Here is a 14,506-nt window from a genome sequence, read left to right on the forward strand (position 1 = left end):
GCTCGCTCCTACAGGCTGTTACATCAATGGAATCGAATAGCTCACGAACAGCCGATTCTGATCCTGGTCCCGCGCGACCTCACTGCGCGACATACCGTTGCGCCAGCCGAACCCGACGTTCTTGAAGGTGCCGCTCTGCACCACATAATCCAACGAGATATCCCGTTCCCACTCGCTGGCGTTGTTCCCGCTGGCGGTGAGGATATGGTCGCCTTTCAAATACATCATCGACGCCTTCAAGCCCGGCACGCCCAACGCTGCGAAGTCATAGGCGTACTGCGCAAAGGCCGTGCGTTCGCCCGCCTGGATAAAGGTTTGCACTGTCCGGTCGGTGTAGAGGTACAGGCTGGAGCCGCCCTCCCCTTTGTTCACCAGGCCGCCCTGGTTGAGTTGGGCAAAGTTGCTGTCATCGGACACTTGCTGGTAACCGGCGGTAATCGCGTGGGACCCCAGGGAGTAGATGAAGGCCGCACTCCAGGTGTTGTTGTCGATTTCACCGCTGCCGTTTTTGGTATAGCCGCTGAACTTGTAGCCTTCGGCGCGCCCGGCGGCGCTGCTGTTTTTGCCGTCGGAGGTGGTCTTGAAGTAACGCAGGTCGGTTTTCAACGAACCGTAGTCGCCCAGCGGCAATACATGAATCAAGCCGGCAAAGTGTTGTTGGTAATAGTCTTCGAGGTTGGCGTAGTAGTACTGGACCATCAGGTCCTTGGTCAGTTGGTAGTCGGCACCGGCGTAGGTGAATTTATTGCTTTCCTGGGTGCCGCCCGCCGCCGCCAGGCCGCTGCGGTCGCTGGAGCCGCGCCCGGTGGTGTGTTGAAGCTGACCGCCGATCAGGGTCAGGTTGTCGATGTCTTTGCTGGTGACCTGCCCGCCTTCGAACGATTGCGGCAACAGGCGGCCATCGTTGCTCACCAGAATCGGCAGGTTCGGGCGCAGGTAGCCGTAGCGCGCTTCAGTCTTGGCGAAGCGTGCCTTGGCGGTGGCGCCGCCGCGAGCCCAGTTGTCCACGGCCTTGCCGTCGTCGGTAGGGATCATCGAGCTGCCCACATGGCGCCCAGCGCTGCTGTCGAGGGTCATGCCAAGCATGCCGACCGCGTCCAGGCCAAAGCCGACGGTGCCGTCGGTGAAACCCGATTGGTAATTGAGTATGAACGCCTGGCCCCACTCTTCAGTCTTCGACGGTGCGGCGCTGCCGTCACGGTTGTCGTTGTTGAAGTAGAAGTTGCGCATGCTCAAGTTGGCTTTGCTGTCGCTCAAGAAATCGGCCGACGCCAGGGGGCTCAGGGCGATGCCCAGGCTGCCGGTCAATAGGCTTAATACATTCAAAGTAGCTTTCATCAGGACGAACTCCGGCGCGGAATCCAAGTTCCGGGCGCTAAAAATGGACAGCAGGAAGCACACGGCCACACGTGAGTTGGCCGTTGCGTTAACTAACGTTCAGTTACTTGGTTGGGTGAAGTGAACCTCCGTAAAACCTCAGTCAATCAATCCATGAGCGTCATAAAACGGATATGGCCCCGGGTAGTCCCCAAATACGCCGTTGTGGCTGACCAACCCTTGTTGCGCATCCCAGCGATGCAACAAGTAACCCGCCGGTTCCAGGTTGAAATGCGCCGGCGCGGCGTCTTGCAGGTCCAGCACGATCTGATGCGACGTGCCAGGGCATACACAGCTCAAACTGCCGCCGAAACGCCGCTGCATCGACCGGTGCAAATGCCCGCACAGCAAGCGTTCCACCTGCGGGTGGCGCGCCACAACGGTTTCGAGGGCGGCGGCATTGATAAAGTGCTCGCGGTCCATATGGCCGATGCCGCTGATAAACGGCGGGTGATGCAGGATCAGCACGGTCGGCGCTTGCGGACGCAGTGCCAACTGCTGGTCGAGCCACTGCAACTGGCTGTCCAGCAGTTGGCCGCCATGGCCGCCGGGAATGGTGGAATCGAGGCCGATCAGGCGCAGCGGGTGGGCGTCGACCACCCAATCCAACGGGCCCGCCGCCGAACTCGGCAAGTAGGTGTGATCGCGGAACGCATCCAGCAACGGCCCGCGCGTGTCATGGTTGCCGGGCACCAGGTAGCAAGGCATGTGCAGGCGCGCCAGTTCAGGGTGCAGCACGGCGTATTCATCGGCGCGGCCGAAGTCCACCAGGTCGCCGCTGATCACCACGATATCGGGGCGCGGGTGGCTGGCGTTCAGATGGTCGACGGCACGGCGCAGCGCGCCCAAGGTGTCGACCACGCCGTAAGTCAGGCGCTGGCCGGCTTTAAGGTGCAGATCGCTGATCTGTGCAACAAAAAACGGACGGTTCACAAGGCAACTCTCACGCATTCAGGGTGAACAACATGTGCGGCGCGATGGCCAAGGCAATCGGCGCGCCGACGGCGTACAGCTGGTTGTCGCTGCTGTCGACCAGCAACGGTTGCGGGCCGCCCACATCCACCAGCAGGCGGCTTTGCGCGCCCTGGAAAAACTGCGCCAGCAGATGGCCGTGCAGATGCCCTTCGTGTTCCATCACCCGCAAGTGTTCGGGGCGGCAATACACGGTGCCGGGCAACTGCGCTGCATGCCACGGCAATTCGCCGCCGCAGACTTTCAAACCATGGGGCGACGGCTCAATGACCTGGAAGGCATTCAGGTTGCCGACAAAGCCTGCGACGAAGGCGTTGGCCGGCTTCTGGTAGATGTCCCGCGGGCTGGCCAGTTGCGCGACGCGGCCGTGTTCCATCACCAGGATGCGATCCCCCAGGGCCATGGCTTCGCCCTGGTCGTGGGTGACAAACACCGAGGTGATACCGAGGCCGCGCAACAGTTGATTCAACTCACTGCGCAGGCGCTCACGCAATTGCGCATCGAGGGCGGCCAGGGGTTCGTCCAGCAACAGCACCTTGGGGCGCGGCGCCAACGCACGGGCCAAGGCCACGCGCTGGCGTTGCCCACCCGACAGTTCATGAATGCTGCGCTTGCCGTGGTGTTGCAAACCGACCAGTTCCAGCAGTTCCTCGCAGCGCTTGTTGCGCTCCGCTGGCGACACGCCGCGAATCTTCAGGCCATAGACGATATTCCCGGCCACATCCAGGTTGGGAAACAGCGCATAGTTCTGGAACACCATGCCCACATCGCGGCGCTCGATGGGCAGGCGCGTGACGTCCTGGTCGCCAAAGAACACCTGGCCCACATCCGGGCGTTCCAGGCCGGCGATCAAGCGCAACGTCGTGGTTTTGCCGCAACCGGACGGGCCGAGGATGGCCAGGGTTTCGCCGCCTTCGACGGTCAGGTCCAAGTCATGCACGGCGACGGTGCCGTCGGCGAACGCCTTGCGGCAACCTTGCAGGCGGATAGTGATAGCGGTCATCGACGCTCTCCACGGGACAAACGGGCACTGATGGCCTGCAACGCAATCAGCAGCGGCACGATCATCAGCAAAAAGATAAGGGTGTAGGCGCTGGCGATTTCCAGGCGCGCCGAGGCGTAGCTGTCGGCCAGGCCCACCGGCAGGGTCTTGGTCATGGGCGTATGCAGCATCCAGGTCAGGTTGAATTCACCCAGCGACAAGGTGACCACCATCAGCACACCCGCGAGAATCCCTGCCCGGCAGTTGGGCACCACCACGCTGAAAAAGCGCTTGATGGGACCTGCCCCCAGGCTCGCCGCCGCCTCCTCCAGCACCGGCAGTTGCTGGCGTTGCATCACCGCCATCACCGGGCGCACCAGGAACGGCAAGGTGAACAGCACATGGCCGACCAAAATGAACAGCCAACTGCTGCGAAACGCGCCGAACTGGCCGTAGGTCAAGAGTAAGGCCAACGCGCTGGCCAGCCCCGGCATCGCCACCGGCAGCACCATCAGTTCCTCGAAGGCGCGACTGAAGCGATTGTTCATGCACACCAAGGCGTAGGCCGCCGGCACGCCGATCACGCAGACGCACACCGCGCAGGCCAGGGCCAGTTGCAGCGACAACCACACCGTCGGCGAATAGGCCTGCCAGACCTGAATCAACCAATCGAAGGTCAAGCCACTGGACAGGCCCACAAAGAAATTGCGCGTGAGCCCGGCCAGCAACGACATCAACACCGGCACCAACATGAAGGCGCACACCAGCAGGGTAAACAGCAGTTGCATCACGAACAGCGATGAGCGCTTCACAGGACAGTCCCCGCGTTTTTCACCCAGCGCCGGGTGAGCAGCAACACTGCCCAGGTCAGCGCGCCCAACACCACGGAAAGCGCCGCGGCGACGGCAAAGTTGGCGTAGTTGGTGAACACGTTGTAGATCGCCACCGGGGTCACGTTCAGCCGGGTGCCCAAGGTGAACGCGGTACCGAAGGCGCCCATGGACGTGGCAAAGCAGATCGCCCCGCAGGACGCCAACGCCGGTGCCAGGCCCGGCACGATCACATCGCACACCACGCGCCAATGCCCTGCGCCCAACGAGTGCGCGGCTTCTTCCAGGCTGCGGTCGAGGCTTTCGCACGCGGCCATCACCGTGAGGATCACCCGCGGGATCGAGAAGTACAGATAGCCGATAAACAACCCGGCCAGCGAGTAAGCGAAGATCCAGCGCTCACCGGCCAACTGCAGGCCCAGGGACGCCAGCAGGCCCTGGCGCCCGGCCAACAGGATCACCAAAAAGCCCACCACGACACCCGGGAATGCCAACGGAAACGTCAGCAACGCAACCAGCGCCGAACGCCCGAAAAACTGCTGGCGCGCCAGGAATACACCGCTGATGCCGCCGATCAGTAACGCCACGAGAGTGACGAACACCGCAAGCGCACAGGTTTGCGCCAGGCTGCCTAGATACTGCGCGCTGCTGAGGACCTGCCAGTAACCGCTGCCGTTGCTGTCGCGGCTCTCGGCGCCGAGCACCATCAGGTGCGCCAGCGGCAACAGCCAGAACGCGAGCAGCACCGCAAAGGCCGGGGCCAGGGCCCAGGCGGTATGTCTTGCCGATGCGGCCACTTACTTGACCTCGTTCAGGTAACGAGCGGCAAAGGCTTCCTGCACGGCAGCCATTTTCTGGTAGTCCACCACGCCGGCGCGGGCGTAATCGCTGTCGGGCAGGAACTGCGCGGCGACTTCGGCCGGCATCTGCACCGGGCGTATCGGGCGCAGGTAAGCCTTCGCCCACAGCGCCTGGCCGGCATCGGACAACACGAAATCCAGCACTTTTTCGCCATTGGCGCGGTGCGGTGCGTTGGCCACCAGGCTCATCACGTAGGGCACGCTGATGCTGCCTTCCTGGGGAATCACGAACGCGACGTTGGCGTTGTCTTTGTAGCGTGCGCGGTAGGCGTTGAAGTCGTAGTCCACCAGGATCGGCAACTCACCGGACAACACCCGCGCATAGGCGGTTTGCTTGGGCACGATGGGGGCATTTTTCGCCAGTTTCTGGAAGTAGTCGATGGCCGGGGCGAAGTTGTCCAGGTCGCCGCCCAGGGCGCGGTTGATTGCCACCGCCGACACGTAGCCGACGAAAGCGCTGGACGGGTCGAGGTAGCCGACCATGCCTTTGTATTCAGGCTTGAGCAGGTCGGCCCAGCTTTGCGGCACCGGCAAGCCACCCAGCGCATCGACGTTGACCATGATGCCCAAGGTGCCGGAGTGGATCGCGAACCAGTGGCCGGTCGGGTCTTTCAAGCCGGCGGGAATCTGCTCCCAGCCTTTGGGTTTGTAGCCATCGACCACCTCGGCCTTTTGCGCCTGCAGGCCGAAGGTCACGCCGTAATACACCACGTCGGCCACCGGAGCGGCTTTCTCCGCCACCAACTGCGCCAGGGACTGGCCGGAGTTCTTGTTGTCCAGCGGCACCTGCACGCCAGTGCTGGCGGCGATGGCCTTGAGCTGGGTGCCCCAGTCGGCCCAGTCCGGCGGGCAGTTGTAGCAAATCGCCGTGTCGGCGGCCTGGGCCAGGCTGGCCATGCCGCACAGCAGCACGGCGGCCAGGGTTTTACTGAATACGCGCATCAAGGGTCTCCTCATGGGGTTGAGTGCTTTCACCCGGCCGGATATGGCAAGGCAGGCAATGGGAAATCGGGGCGTTGCCGGCGATCTGCGCCAGCAACTGGTCAATCACGGTGCTGGCAAGCAAGGCGATGGGCTGCACCACGCTGCACAGCGTCGGGTGCATCTGGGTGCCGAGGGCGATGCCGTCGAAACCCATCACTGACAGTTGCTCGGGTACATTCCAGGCGTTGCGGCGCAGCTCGGCGATCAGGCTGATCGCCAGGAAGTCGTTGGAACACACCAGCGCGGTCGGGGCATCAGGGCCGTTGAGAAACGGAGCGATGGCGGCGAATTCGGCCTGGGTGTGGGCCGGCATTTCGATCACTGGCCGGGGTTGGAGGCCATGCTCTTTCATCCCATCGCAATAACCGGCGTAACGCAGACGTGCGCGGTCGGACTGCAACGCGGGGCCGGCGACCATGCTGATGCGCCGGTGCCCCGCTTCGAGCAAATAGCGCGTTGCCTGGGCCATACCGGCGCGGTTGTCGACGGACACCGCGCTGTAGTCGGGGTTGCTGGGTTGGTGGTAGGCGAGCACGAACGGCGTCTGCTCGGTAGCCAGGCTGTGTAGCACGCTGTTGCTTTCGGCATCCGTCACCGTCAGCACCAGACCGTCGACGCGCTGGCGCAGCAACTCTTCCACCACAATGCTTTCGCGCTCGCTGCTGTAGTCGGTGGTTGCCAGCAACAGGCTGTAGCCGCGCAAACGGGCCGCTCGCTCCATGGCCTGCAATTGCTCGGCGAAGACCGGGTTGAGCAGATTGGGCACCACCACGCCGATCAGGTTGGTGGTTTGCAGGCGCAGTTGGCGGCCGAGCAAGTTGGGCCGAAAACCCAGTTCACGGGCAGCGGCGAACACCTGTTCGCGGGTCGCCGGGCGTACCTGGTCGGGAGAGGCAAAGGTGCGGGCAGCGGTCGCACGGGAGACCCCGGCCAGCCGTGCAACGTCTTTCAAATCAGTCATGGTCACTCGCTTGAGATCGATCTCATTGGCGAGGACATTAGCGGCGCAATGTGGCAGGAACGTGGTGGACAGATGACGGTTTGATGTCAGCGCCCTGGACACACCGCGATCCGAATGTGGGAGGGGGCTTGCCCCCGATGGCGGTGGATCAGCTGGCCTATCGGGCGTCTGACACAACGCTATCGGGGGCAAGCCCCCTCCCACATTGGGTCGATGCATGCCGTTGGAGAGTCATATTCCGGGGCTATGCTTGGAAACCCGACGCGCAAAATCCGCCCGCTAACCTTTCGATCTGCTCCAAGTGCGGGCACAATGCGTGTCCTTTTTTGGCAGGCACCGCCGCAGGCTCTCAAAAATGATCAAAACGCCGTACTACCTCATCGATAAACAGAAACTTCTGATCAACATGCAGAAGATTGCTTACGTGCGCGAACAGTCCGGCGCCAAGGCGTTGCTGGCGCTCAAGTGCTTTGCCACCTGGTCGGTGTTTGACCTGATGCAGCAATACATGGACGGCACCACGTCGTCGTCGTTGTATGAATTGAAGCTTGGTCGCCAGAAATTCCAAGGCGAGGCGCACGCCTACAGCGTGGCCTGGGCCGACGATGAAATCGAAGAGATGCTGGAAAACTGCGACAAGATCATCTTCAACTCCATCAGCCAACTGCAGCGTTTTGCCGAACGTAGCGAAGGCAAGACCCGCGGCCTGCGCGTCAACCCGCAGGTGAGCAGTTCGGATTACCTGCTGGCCGACCCGGCGCGTCCGTTCAGCCGCCTGGGCGAATGGGACCCGGTGAAGATCGAAGGCGTGATCGAGCAGATCTCCGGTTTCATGTTCCACAACAACTGCGAAAACGACGACTTCAGCCTGTTCGACAAGATGCTCGGCACCATCGAAGAACGCTTCGGCGCGCTGCTGCACAAGGTCGAGTGGGTCAGCCTCGGCGGCGGCATCCATTTCACCGGTGAAGACTATGCTGTGGACGCATTCTGTGCGCGCTTGAAGGCGTTCTCCGAGAAGTACGGCGTGCAGGTGTACCTGGAACCCGGCGAAGCGGCGATCACCAACAGCGCCTCGCTGGAAGTCACCGTGCTCGACACGCTGTACAACGGCAAACACCTGGCCGTGGTCGACAGTTCCATCGAAGCCCACCTGCTGGACCTGCTGATCTACCGCCTCAATGCCAAGCTGGCGCCGAGCACGGGTGAACACACCTACATGGTGTGCGGCAAATCCTGCCTGGCCGGGGACATTTTCGGCGAGTATCAATTTGATCGTCCGTTGGCCATCGGCGATCGGCTGTCGTTCATCGACACCGCGGGCTACACCATGGTCAAGAAAAACTGGTTCAACGGCCTGAAAATGCCGTCCATCGTAGTGAAACAACTCGACGGTACAGTCGAGGTGGTTCGTGAATTTGGTTACGACGACTACCTGTCCAGCCTTTCGTAAGCTGGCGGATAAAGGAGAGATAAAGCAATTGAAAAAGAACGTTCTTATCATTGGTGCAGGAGGTGTCGCCAAGGTGGTGGCCCACAAGTGTGCGCAGCACAACGACGAACTCGGTCGTATTGCTATTGCGTCGCGCAACATCTCCAAATGCCAGGCCATCATCGACAGCGTCAAGGCCAAGGGTAGCCTCAAAGTACCCGCCGACATCCAAGCCTTCGCGCTGAACGCCCTGGACGTGGAAGCGACCAAGGCCCTGATCCGCGAGACACAATCGCAGATCGTCATCAACGTCGGCTCCGCCTTCCTCAACATGTCGGTGCTGCGTGCCTGCATCGATACCGGCGTGGCTTACCTCGACACCGCCATCCACGAAGAGCCGGGCAAGATCTGCGAGACCCCGCCGTGGTACGGCAACTACGAATGGAACCACCTGGAAGAGTGCAAACAGAAGAACATCACCGCCATCCTTGGCGTGGGCTTCGACCCGGGTGTCGTCAACGCGTATGCCGCGCTGGCGCAGCAACAGCATTTCGACCGCATTGATTCGATCGACATTCTCGACGTCAATGCCGGCTCCCATGGCAAATACTTCGCCACCAATTTCGACCCGGAAATCAACTTCCGCGAATTCACCGGACAGGTGTGGAGCTGGCAGAACAGCCAGTGGACCAGCAACACCATGTTCGAAGTCAAACGCACCGACGACCTGCCTGTGGTCGGTTCGCAGAACCTGTACCTGACCGGCCACGATGAAGTTCACTCGCTGTCGAAAAACCTCGACGTGCCCAACGTGCGTTTCTGGATGAGCTTCGGCGAGCATTACATCAACGTGTTCACCGTGCTGAACAGCCTCGGCCTGCTCTCCGAAAAGCCGGTCACCACCGCCGAAGGCCTGCAAGTGGTGCCGTTGAAAGTGGTCAAGGCCGTGCTGCCCGACCCGTCTTCGCTCGCCCCCGGCTACACCGGCAAGACCTGCATCGGCGACCTGGTCAAAGGCACCAAGGATGGCCAGCCGCGCGAGGTGTTCATCTACAACGTGGCCGATCATGAAGAAGCCTACGCCGAGACCGACAGCCAGGGCATCTCCTACACCGCCGGCGTGCCGCCGGTCGCCGCTGCGCTACTGGTAGCGCGTGGTGAGTGGGATGTGAAGCGCATGGCCAACGTCGAGGAACTGCCGGCTGAGCCGTTCCTGAAAGCGCTGGACGTGATGGGCTTGCCGACTCGGATCAAAGACGAGCACGGCGATCGGGCCTGGGATGCGATTGCCTGATAGGCGATAGCAGACCGAACCAAAATGTGGGAGGGGGCTTGCCCCCGATAGCGGTAGATCAGTCACAGCTGTATTGACTGACACACTGTAATCGGGGGCAAGCCCCCTCCCACATTTGGATTCGTGATGCTTCCTGCACACACGGGAGCGGCCTCAAAACACCGACCACCCAATCCGCTCACTCAACAGTTCCAACGCCTTGATCCCCGCCAGCGAATTCCCCGCCGCGTTCAACTCCGGCGACCACACGCACACCGTGAACTGCCCCGGCACCACCGCGACAATACCGCCGCCGACCCCGCTCTTGCCCGGCAAACCCACGCGATAGGCGAAGTTCCCCGCCTCGTCATACAGCCCGCTGGTGGCCATGATCGAGTTGACCTGCTTGGTCTGGCGCGCGGTCAGGATCTGCTCGCCGCTGTGGGCACTCACCCCCTCGTTGGCCAGGAAACTGAACGCCCTGGCCAGGTCCAGGCAGCTCATCTGCAACGCGCAGTAGTTGAAGTAGCTGTGGAGCACCGCGTCGACGTCGTTATGGAAGTTGCCGAACGACTTCATCAGGTAGGCCATGGCCGCGTTGCGCGCGCCGTGTTGCGCTTCCGATTCGGCGACGACGCTGTTGACCAGGATCTGCGGGTTGCCCGACAGGCGCCGCACAAAGTCGCGCATCGACAGAATCGGCACGGCAAAGCGTGACTGGTTGATATCGCAGATCACCAGCGCGCCGGCATTGATAAAGGGGTTGCGCGGGCGGCCGCGTTCGAATTCCAGCTGCACCAGGGAGTTGAACGGTTGCCCCGAGGGCTCGTGGCCGAGGCGCTCCCAGATGGTTTCGCCGCCGTGGTCGATGGCTTGCACCAGGCTGAACACCTTGGAAATACTCTGCACCGAGAACAGGGTATCGGCATCTCCGGCGCAGTAGGCTGCGCCGTCGTTGCCGTACACGGCGATCCCCAGTTGATCGGCGGGCACGTCGGCCAGCGCGGGAATGTAGTCGGCGACGTTGCCGAGGCCGATCAGTGGACGAACTTCGTCGAGAATCGACTCCAACAGCGCCTGCATGTCTTGTCCTGTCATCGTTCTTTGAATCAGTGGTAAGCGGGGCGCGGAGGATACTTCAATGCGCTCGGCAGTCCCACTGGCGGGAGGCGGTGTATGGCTTAGAAATACGTCACATCCGACACCTGCTCATCCAGCACATCCCGCGCCAGCGCCCACGCCTGGTCATTGGACGCCACCATCAGCAGCGGATAACCCCAGGCATTGCCAAACGTCGCGGCGAACGGCTTGAGTGCCCGGCGCTTGGCCGCGCAGGGCTCCACCTGGATCATGCCTTTGACATACGCACGCAGGGCCTGCCGGTGTGTCTTCATCCAGTGCGAGGCGTGCTCGCGCTCTTCGTAGGAGTGCGCGTGATTCAGTTCGTCCAAGGCTTTTTCATACAGCAACACAAAAGATTGCTGACGTGCCAGCAGGCCTTCGAACATCACGAAGCTGTCCTGCGACCCGCCTTCATTCGGCGCATCAAAAACGATCTTCACCACGGGAAATGCTGAACTGTCGAGTCGCATGGCAGAGTTCCTTAATGAGAGGGAGTCTCACTATAAGGCTGACGAAGCTGGACGGCATTGCACAGAATAGCCAGAATGTTTCGCAATTCAGCCAAGCTGCGAGCTCACCATGAAACGCCATCGCCTGGACCTGCATGATCCGTTGTTAGCCAAGGATGCCGATCTGGTCCAGCGTGCGGTGGTGGCCGTGAGCGCGACCAGTACGTCCGAGCGTTGGGAGCACGTTCAGCACACCCACCGCAAAGGCCAGTTGATGTACACACTGCGCGGGGTGATTCATTGCGAAATCGAGGCCGGCATCTGGATTGTGCCGCGCCAGTGTGCGCTGTGGATTCCCGGCGGCATGCCCCACGCCGCGCGTGGCGCCGGCGAAGCTGAGTTGTATTGCCTGCTGATCGACCCTGAGGCTGCCGGCGCCCTGCCCTCGCAATGCTGCACCCTGTCGGTATCCGGCCTGTTGCATGAGTTGATCAGCAAGGCGGTGAGCTTCCCGCAGTTGTACGACGTGAACAGTGCGCAGGGGCGTTTGATCGACACGCTTTTGGACGAACTGGCCCAGGCGCCCATCGAAGGCCTGCACCTGCCGATGCCCCAGGACCCGAGGCTGCGTCGCCTGGCCGACAGCCTACTGGCCAACCCCGGCGACAAGGCCACGCTCGGCCAATGGGCGGCGCGCATCGGCATGAGCGAGCGCAGCATGACGCGCTTGTTGCTGGAGGAGTCAGGCCTGAGCTTCGGCCGCTGGCGTCGGCAGTTGCATGTGATCCTGTCGTTGCAACGACTGGCCAGGGGCGAAAGTGTGCAGCGGGTCGCCCTGGACTTGGGCTATGAAAATGCCAGCGGTTTTATCACCATGTTCCGCAAGGCCGTGGGCCAGCCGCCAGCGCGTTACCTGGCGGGCCGCGTCGGGGTGTCGACGTCAACCGAGGCCCCGGCGGCCATCGCATTGCACTCGCTCCAGGCGCCCGATCAGCGCTGAACCGGAATGCGGATATCACCGTCCCGGCACTGGGTTTTCACACTCTTGGGGCAGCCGGCAAAACGCAGTTCCTTGCTCAGACACACGCGCACTTCGGACAGCACCTTGCCCTTGCAGATCACCGCCACGCCATGGTTGCCCATGGCCGGGTTACTCTCGCGAAAGAGCGCCTCGATCTCCCGTGCCTCCAGGTAACCCGGCACGTTGAACGGCTGCAATTGCTGCGGGATCTGCACCGTGGCCAAGGCCGCATCGGTGGCTTGCAGGTAACGCGTGGCTTCCAGGCCGCTGCAGGTGCCATGTTTGGACCATTCATGCTTGAGCAATGCCTGCGTGGGGAATATCAACGCGCCTTTGGCCAACTCATCCGCCGACAGCCGCGACTGCGTATCGCACGACGCCGGCCAGCCACCCCGCGCGTATTGCGGCCATAGCCCATGCAATACAAACCCGTAGCCTTTGCCGCTGCATTGCTCGTTGTTCGGGTGCGCCAGGCAGAACGTCGGCGACCACGACAGCGACAGCACATAAAAATCAAAGTCCCCCGCCGGCCGTTGCTCACGTGGCGCCGCCTGCGTCGCCATGCTTGCCAGTACCCACCCCACGGCCAGCCAGGCTGCCTTGTATTTCATCCGTCTGTTCCTTGAAAAAAATAAGCCCGCATTGTGAGTGCAGGCCAGGGTCCGGCGAAAGTGGTGAATGCAACGCCGGCGCCAGGAAAACTACTCAGGATGATAGGGATTGCGTTGCAGCACCTTGTCCAGAATCCGGTCGGTCTTCAATGCCTCGATCGCCAGCGAGGGGTGCTCGGCTTCGCCGCGAATATGGGCGTTCATGCCCAGCACATGGTGCCACTGGATATGCGTGTGGCAAGGCACCTCCAGCACTTCGTCGACCGCCCCTTCAAGCCGCAACGGCTGGTCGTCGAACACCGCAAACGTGATCCGCCCCAGGGTGCCGATCAGCTCGACGCGATCTTCACGGCGGTCCGCGACAAAGTTCCAGCAGCCCATGCCCAGCGCGCCGGAGCTGAAAGTCCAGCAGGCGGTCACCGCGTCTTCCGCCGCATACTGTCCGGCCTGTCGCGCGGTAAACCCGGCAACCTCGACAATGTCGCCGGCCAGGTACTGGAACAGATCAAAGCCGTGGCTGGCCAGGTCGGCAAAGTAGCCGCCGCCGGCAATGGCCGGGTCGGTGCGCCAATTGGCGGCACTGGTGTCTTCGACGGCTGGCGGCTTGCACAGGGACCAGGTCAGGTGACGCAGTTGGCCGATGCGTCCATCGCGCAACCAGTCGCGCACTTGCTGGAAGCGCGGCAGCGAGCGGCGATAGTAGGACACAAACAAATGCAGCCCGGCACGTTCGAAAGTGCGCTGCATCAATGCGCCCTGCTCGGCATTCAGCGCCATGGGTTTTTCGACACAACAGTGCTTGCCGGCGGCCGCGACCATCAGGCTGTATTCGAGGTGGCTGTCGGGCGGTGTAGCGATGTACACCGCGTCCACCTCAGGGTCGTTGATCAGTGCCTGGGCGTCGGTATAGAAACGACCAATGCCGTGGCGTGCCGCATAATCGCGCACAGCCTCTTCGCGGCGCCCCATCACGGCCACCAGGGCCGAACCTGGCGCTTTGTAGAAAGCAGGTCCACTCTTTAACTCAGTGACGCTGCCACAGCCGATCATGCCCCAACGTACCGTCTTCATCTGCTCCCCTCGTGCGTTGTCGTCAATCGACCAGTATCTATATCCTCACGCAGATGCGCCACCACCACCCAGCATGACATTTGCATTACACTTTTATGACAGACATCTCGCTGCGGGGCACAGACGATGAAAATACGCGCAACGGTGATTTGCGAACACGAGGGGCATATCCTCTTCGTGCGCAAAGCCAGATCTAAATGGGCGTTGCCGGGCGGTAAGGTCGAACGCGACGAGCGCCCGGTAGGCGCCGCCGAACGGGAGCTGGAAGAAGAAACCGGGTTGAACGTCGACGGACTGCTGTACCTGCAGGAATTGAAGGCGCGCGACACGCTGCACCATGTGTTCGAGGCGTCGGTGGTGAACATCGCGCAAGCACGGCCGTGCAACGAAATCATCGATTGCCGCTGGCACGCCTACAGTGCGATGGACGAGCTGGACACTACCGATACCACCCGGCACATCGTCAAATCCTTTCTGCGACGCCTGTAGTTCCGCGCTCTGTCCGGCGGCCTGTGCAGATTCTGCGTCGGGGCGCTTCACTCGAATGTGCTCAGGCAGGTT

At 61.9% G+C, this 14,506-nt stretch carries 15 protein-coding genes; 4 read left to right on the top strand and 11 right to left on the bottom strand.

From position 1 onward, the window contains the following. Positions 1-18: 18 nt before the first annotated feature. The 7 genes from JN756_RS17450 to JN756_RS17480 all read right to left on the bottom strand — a co-directional run bounded on the left by JN756_RS17450 (position 19) and on the right by JN756_RS17480 (position 6,966). Positions 19-1,338 (bottom strand): OprD family porin, encoded by a 1,320-nt coding sequence (locus JN756_RS17450; RefSeq protein WP_046383684.1) that lies wholly within the window; start codon positions 1,336-1,338, stop codon positions 19-21. Between the two features lie 138 nt (positions 1,339-1,476). Beyond that, complete coding sequence (locus JN756_RS17455; protein WP_201021127.1) at positions 1,477-2,310, bottom strand: phosphodiesterase; 834 nt, start codon at positions 2,308-2,310, stop codon at positions 1,477-1,479. 10 nt (positions 2,311-2,320) lie between these two features. After that, a complete protein-coding gene (locus tag JN756_RS17460; RefSeq protein ID WP_046484481.1) occupies positions 2,321-3,352 on the bottom strand; it encodes an ABC transporter ATP-binding protein in 1,032 nt (343 codons plus the stop codon). Next, the gene (locus tag JN756_RS17465) at positions 3,349-4,143 is read right to left on the bottom strand and encodes an ABC transporter permease (protein ID WP_017846529.1); all 795 of its coding nucleotides are present in this window, start codon (positions 4,141-4,143) and stop codon (positions 3,349-3,351) included. The genes JN756_RS17460 and JN756_RS17465 overlap by 4 nt, the downstream gene beginning before the upstream one ends. Beyond that, the gene (locus tag JN756_RS17470; RefSeq protein WP_017846530.1) at positions 4,140-4,958 is read right to left on the bottom strand and encodes an ABC transporter permease; all 819 of its coding nucleotides are present in this window, start codon (positions 4,956-4,958) and stop codon (positions 4,140-4,142) included. Before JN756_RS17470 ends, JN756_RS17465 begins: the two co-directional genes overlap by 4 nt. Next, positions 4,959-5,963, bottom strand: coding sequence for an ABC transporter substrate-binding protein (locus JN756_RS17475; RefSeq protein ID WP_017846531.1), 1,005 nt, complete (start codon positions 5,961-5,963; stop codon positions 4,959-4,961). It abuts the gene before it with no gap. Next, the gene (locus JN756_RS17480; RefSeq protein WP_046383687.1) at positions 5,947-6,966 is read right to left on the bottom strand and encodes a LacI family DNA-binding transcriptional regulator; all 1,020 of its coding nucleotides are present in this window, start codon (positions 6,964-6,966) and stop codon (positions 5,947-5,949) included. The genes JN756_RS17475 and JN756_RS17480 overlap by 17 nt, the downstream gene beginning before the upstream one ends. Positions 6,967-7,321: 355 nt before the next feature. Here JN756_RS17480 and JN756_RS17485 point away from each other — a divergent pair, with 355 nt between their 5' ends. Then, positions 7,322-8,419 carry a carboxynorspermidine decarboxylase gene (locus tag JN756_RS17485; RefSeq protein WP_079444044.1) on the top strand — a complete coding sequence of 366 codons (1,098 nt, stop codon included), beginning with the start codon at positions 7,322-7,324 and terminating at the stop codon, positions 8,417-8,419. Between the two features lie 28 nt (positions 8,420-8,447). Next, complete coding sequence (locus tag JN756_RS17490) at positions 8,448-9,692, top strand: saccharopine dehydrogenase family protein (protein ID WP_017846534.1); 1,245 nt, start codon at positions 8,448-8,450, stop codon at positions 9,690-9,692. Between the two features lie 153 nt (positions 9,693-9,845). Here JN756_RS17490 and glsB read toward each other — a convergent pair whose 3' ends face one another. Then, on the bottom strand, positions 9,846-10,754 hold the full coding sequence (gene glsB / locus JN756_RS17495) for a glutaminase B (protein ID WP_017846535.1): 909 nt from the start codon (positions 10,752-10,754) through the stop codon (positions 9,846-9,848). A 98-nt stretch (positions 10,755-10,852) separates the two neighbouring features. Beyond that, positions 10,853-11,263, bottom strand: coding sequence for a hypothetical protein (locus JN756_RS17500; RefSeq protein WP_017846536.1), 411 nt, complete (start codon positions 11,261-11,263; stop codon positions 10,853-10,855). A 109-nt stretch (positions 11,264-11,372) separates the two neighbouring features. Between JN756_RS17500 and JN756_RS17505 the strand changes: the two genes are divergently transcribed. Then, on the top strand, positions 11,373-12,242 hold the full coding sequence (locus tag JN756_RS17505; RefSeq protein ID WP_126588574.1) for an AraC family transcriptional regulator: 870 nt from the start codon (positions 11,373-11,375) through the stop codon (positions 12,240-12,242). On the opposite strand, the gene JN756_RS17510 is transcribed toward JN756_RS17505, so the two are convergent. Beyond that, positions 12,233-12,874: a ribonuclease T2 family protein gene (locus JN756_RS17510; RefSeq protein ID WP_046383691.1), complete on the bottom strand. Its 642-nt coding sequence runs from the start codon at positions 12,872-12,874 to the stop codon at positions 12,233-12,235. The genes JN756_RS17505 and JN756_RS17510 overlap by 10 nt on opposite strands. A 90-nt stretch (positions 12,875-12,964) precedes the next feature. Next, positions 12,965-13,945, bottom strand: coding sequence for a Gfo/Idh/MocA family protein (locus tag JN756_RS17515; RefSeq protein WP_057004684.1), 981 nt, complete (start codon positions 13,943-13,945; stop codon positions 12,965-12,967). A 126-nt stretch (positions 13,946-14,071) separates the two neighbouring features. Here JN756_RS17515 and JN756_RS17520 point away from each other — a divergent pair, with 126 nt between their 5' ends. Continuing rightward, positions 14,072-14,434, top strand: coding sequence for an NUDIX hydrolase (locus JN756_RS17520; RefSeq protein WP_046383693.1), 363 nt, complete (start codon positions 14,072-14,074; stop codon positions 14,432-14,434). Positions 14,435-14,506 lie beyond the last annotated feature (72 nt).

Source organism: Pseudomonas sp. Y39-6 (assembly GCF_023651955.1).
Taxonomy (GTDB): Bacteria; Pseudomonadota; Gammaproteobacteria; order Pseudomonadales; family Pseudomonadaceae; genus Aquipseudomonas; species Aquipseudomonas veronii.

Bases quoted from the DNA above. Each gene is read 5' to 3' on its own strand.
- JN756_RS17515 (WP_057004684.1), bottom strand. From the start codon at position 13,945: ATGAAGACGGTACGTTGGGGCATGATCGGCTGTGGCAGCGTCACTGAG.
- JN756_RS17500 (WP_017846536.1), bottom strand. From the start codon at position 11,263: ATGCGACTCGACAGTTCAGCATTTCCCGTGGTGAAGATCGTTTTTGAT.
- JN756_RS17450 (WP_046383684.1), bottom strand. From the start codon at position 1,338: ATGAAAGCTACTTTGAATGTATTAAGCCTATTGACCGGCAGCCTGGGC.
- JN756_RS17485 (WP_079444044.1), top strand. From the start codon at position 7,322: ATGATCAAAACGCCGTACTACCTCATCGATAAACAGAAACTTCTGATC.
- JN756_RS17505 (WP_126588574.1), top strand. From the start codon at position 11,373: ATGAAACGCCATCGCCTGGACCTGCATGATCCGTTGTTAGCCAAGGAT.
- JN756_RS17510 (WP_046383691.1), bottom strand. From the start codon at position 12,874: ATGAAATACAAGGCAGCCTGGCTGGCCGTGGGGTGGGTACTGGCAAGC.
- JN756_RS17460 (WP_046484481.1), bottom strand. From the start codon at position 3,352: ATGACCGCTATCACTATCCGCCTGCAAGGTTGCCGCAAGGCGTTCGCC.
- JN756_RS17475 (WP_017846531.1), bottom strand. From the start codon at position 5,963: ATGCGCGTATTCAGTAAAACCCTGGCCGCCGTGCTGCTGTGCGGCATG.
- JN756_RS17520 (WP_046383693.1), top strand. From the start codon at position 14,072: ATGAAAATACGCGCAACGGTGATTTGCGAACACGAGGGGCATATCCTC.
- JN756_RS17480 (WP_046383687.1), bottom strand. From the start codon at position 6,966: ATGACTGATTTGAAAGACGTTGCACGGCTGGCCGGGGTCTCCCGTGCG.
- glsB (WP_017846535.1), bottom strand. From the start codon at position 10,754: ATGCAGGCGCTGTTGGAGTCGATTCTCGACGAAGTTCGTCCACTGATC.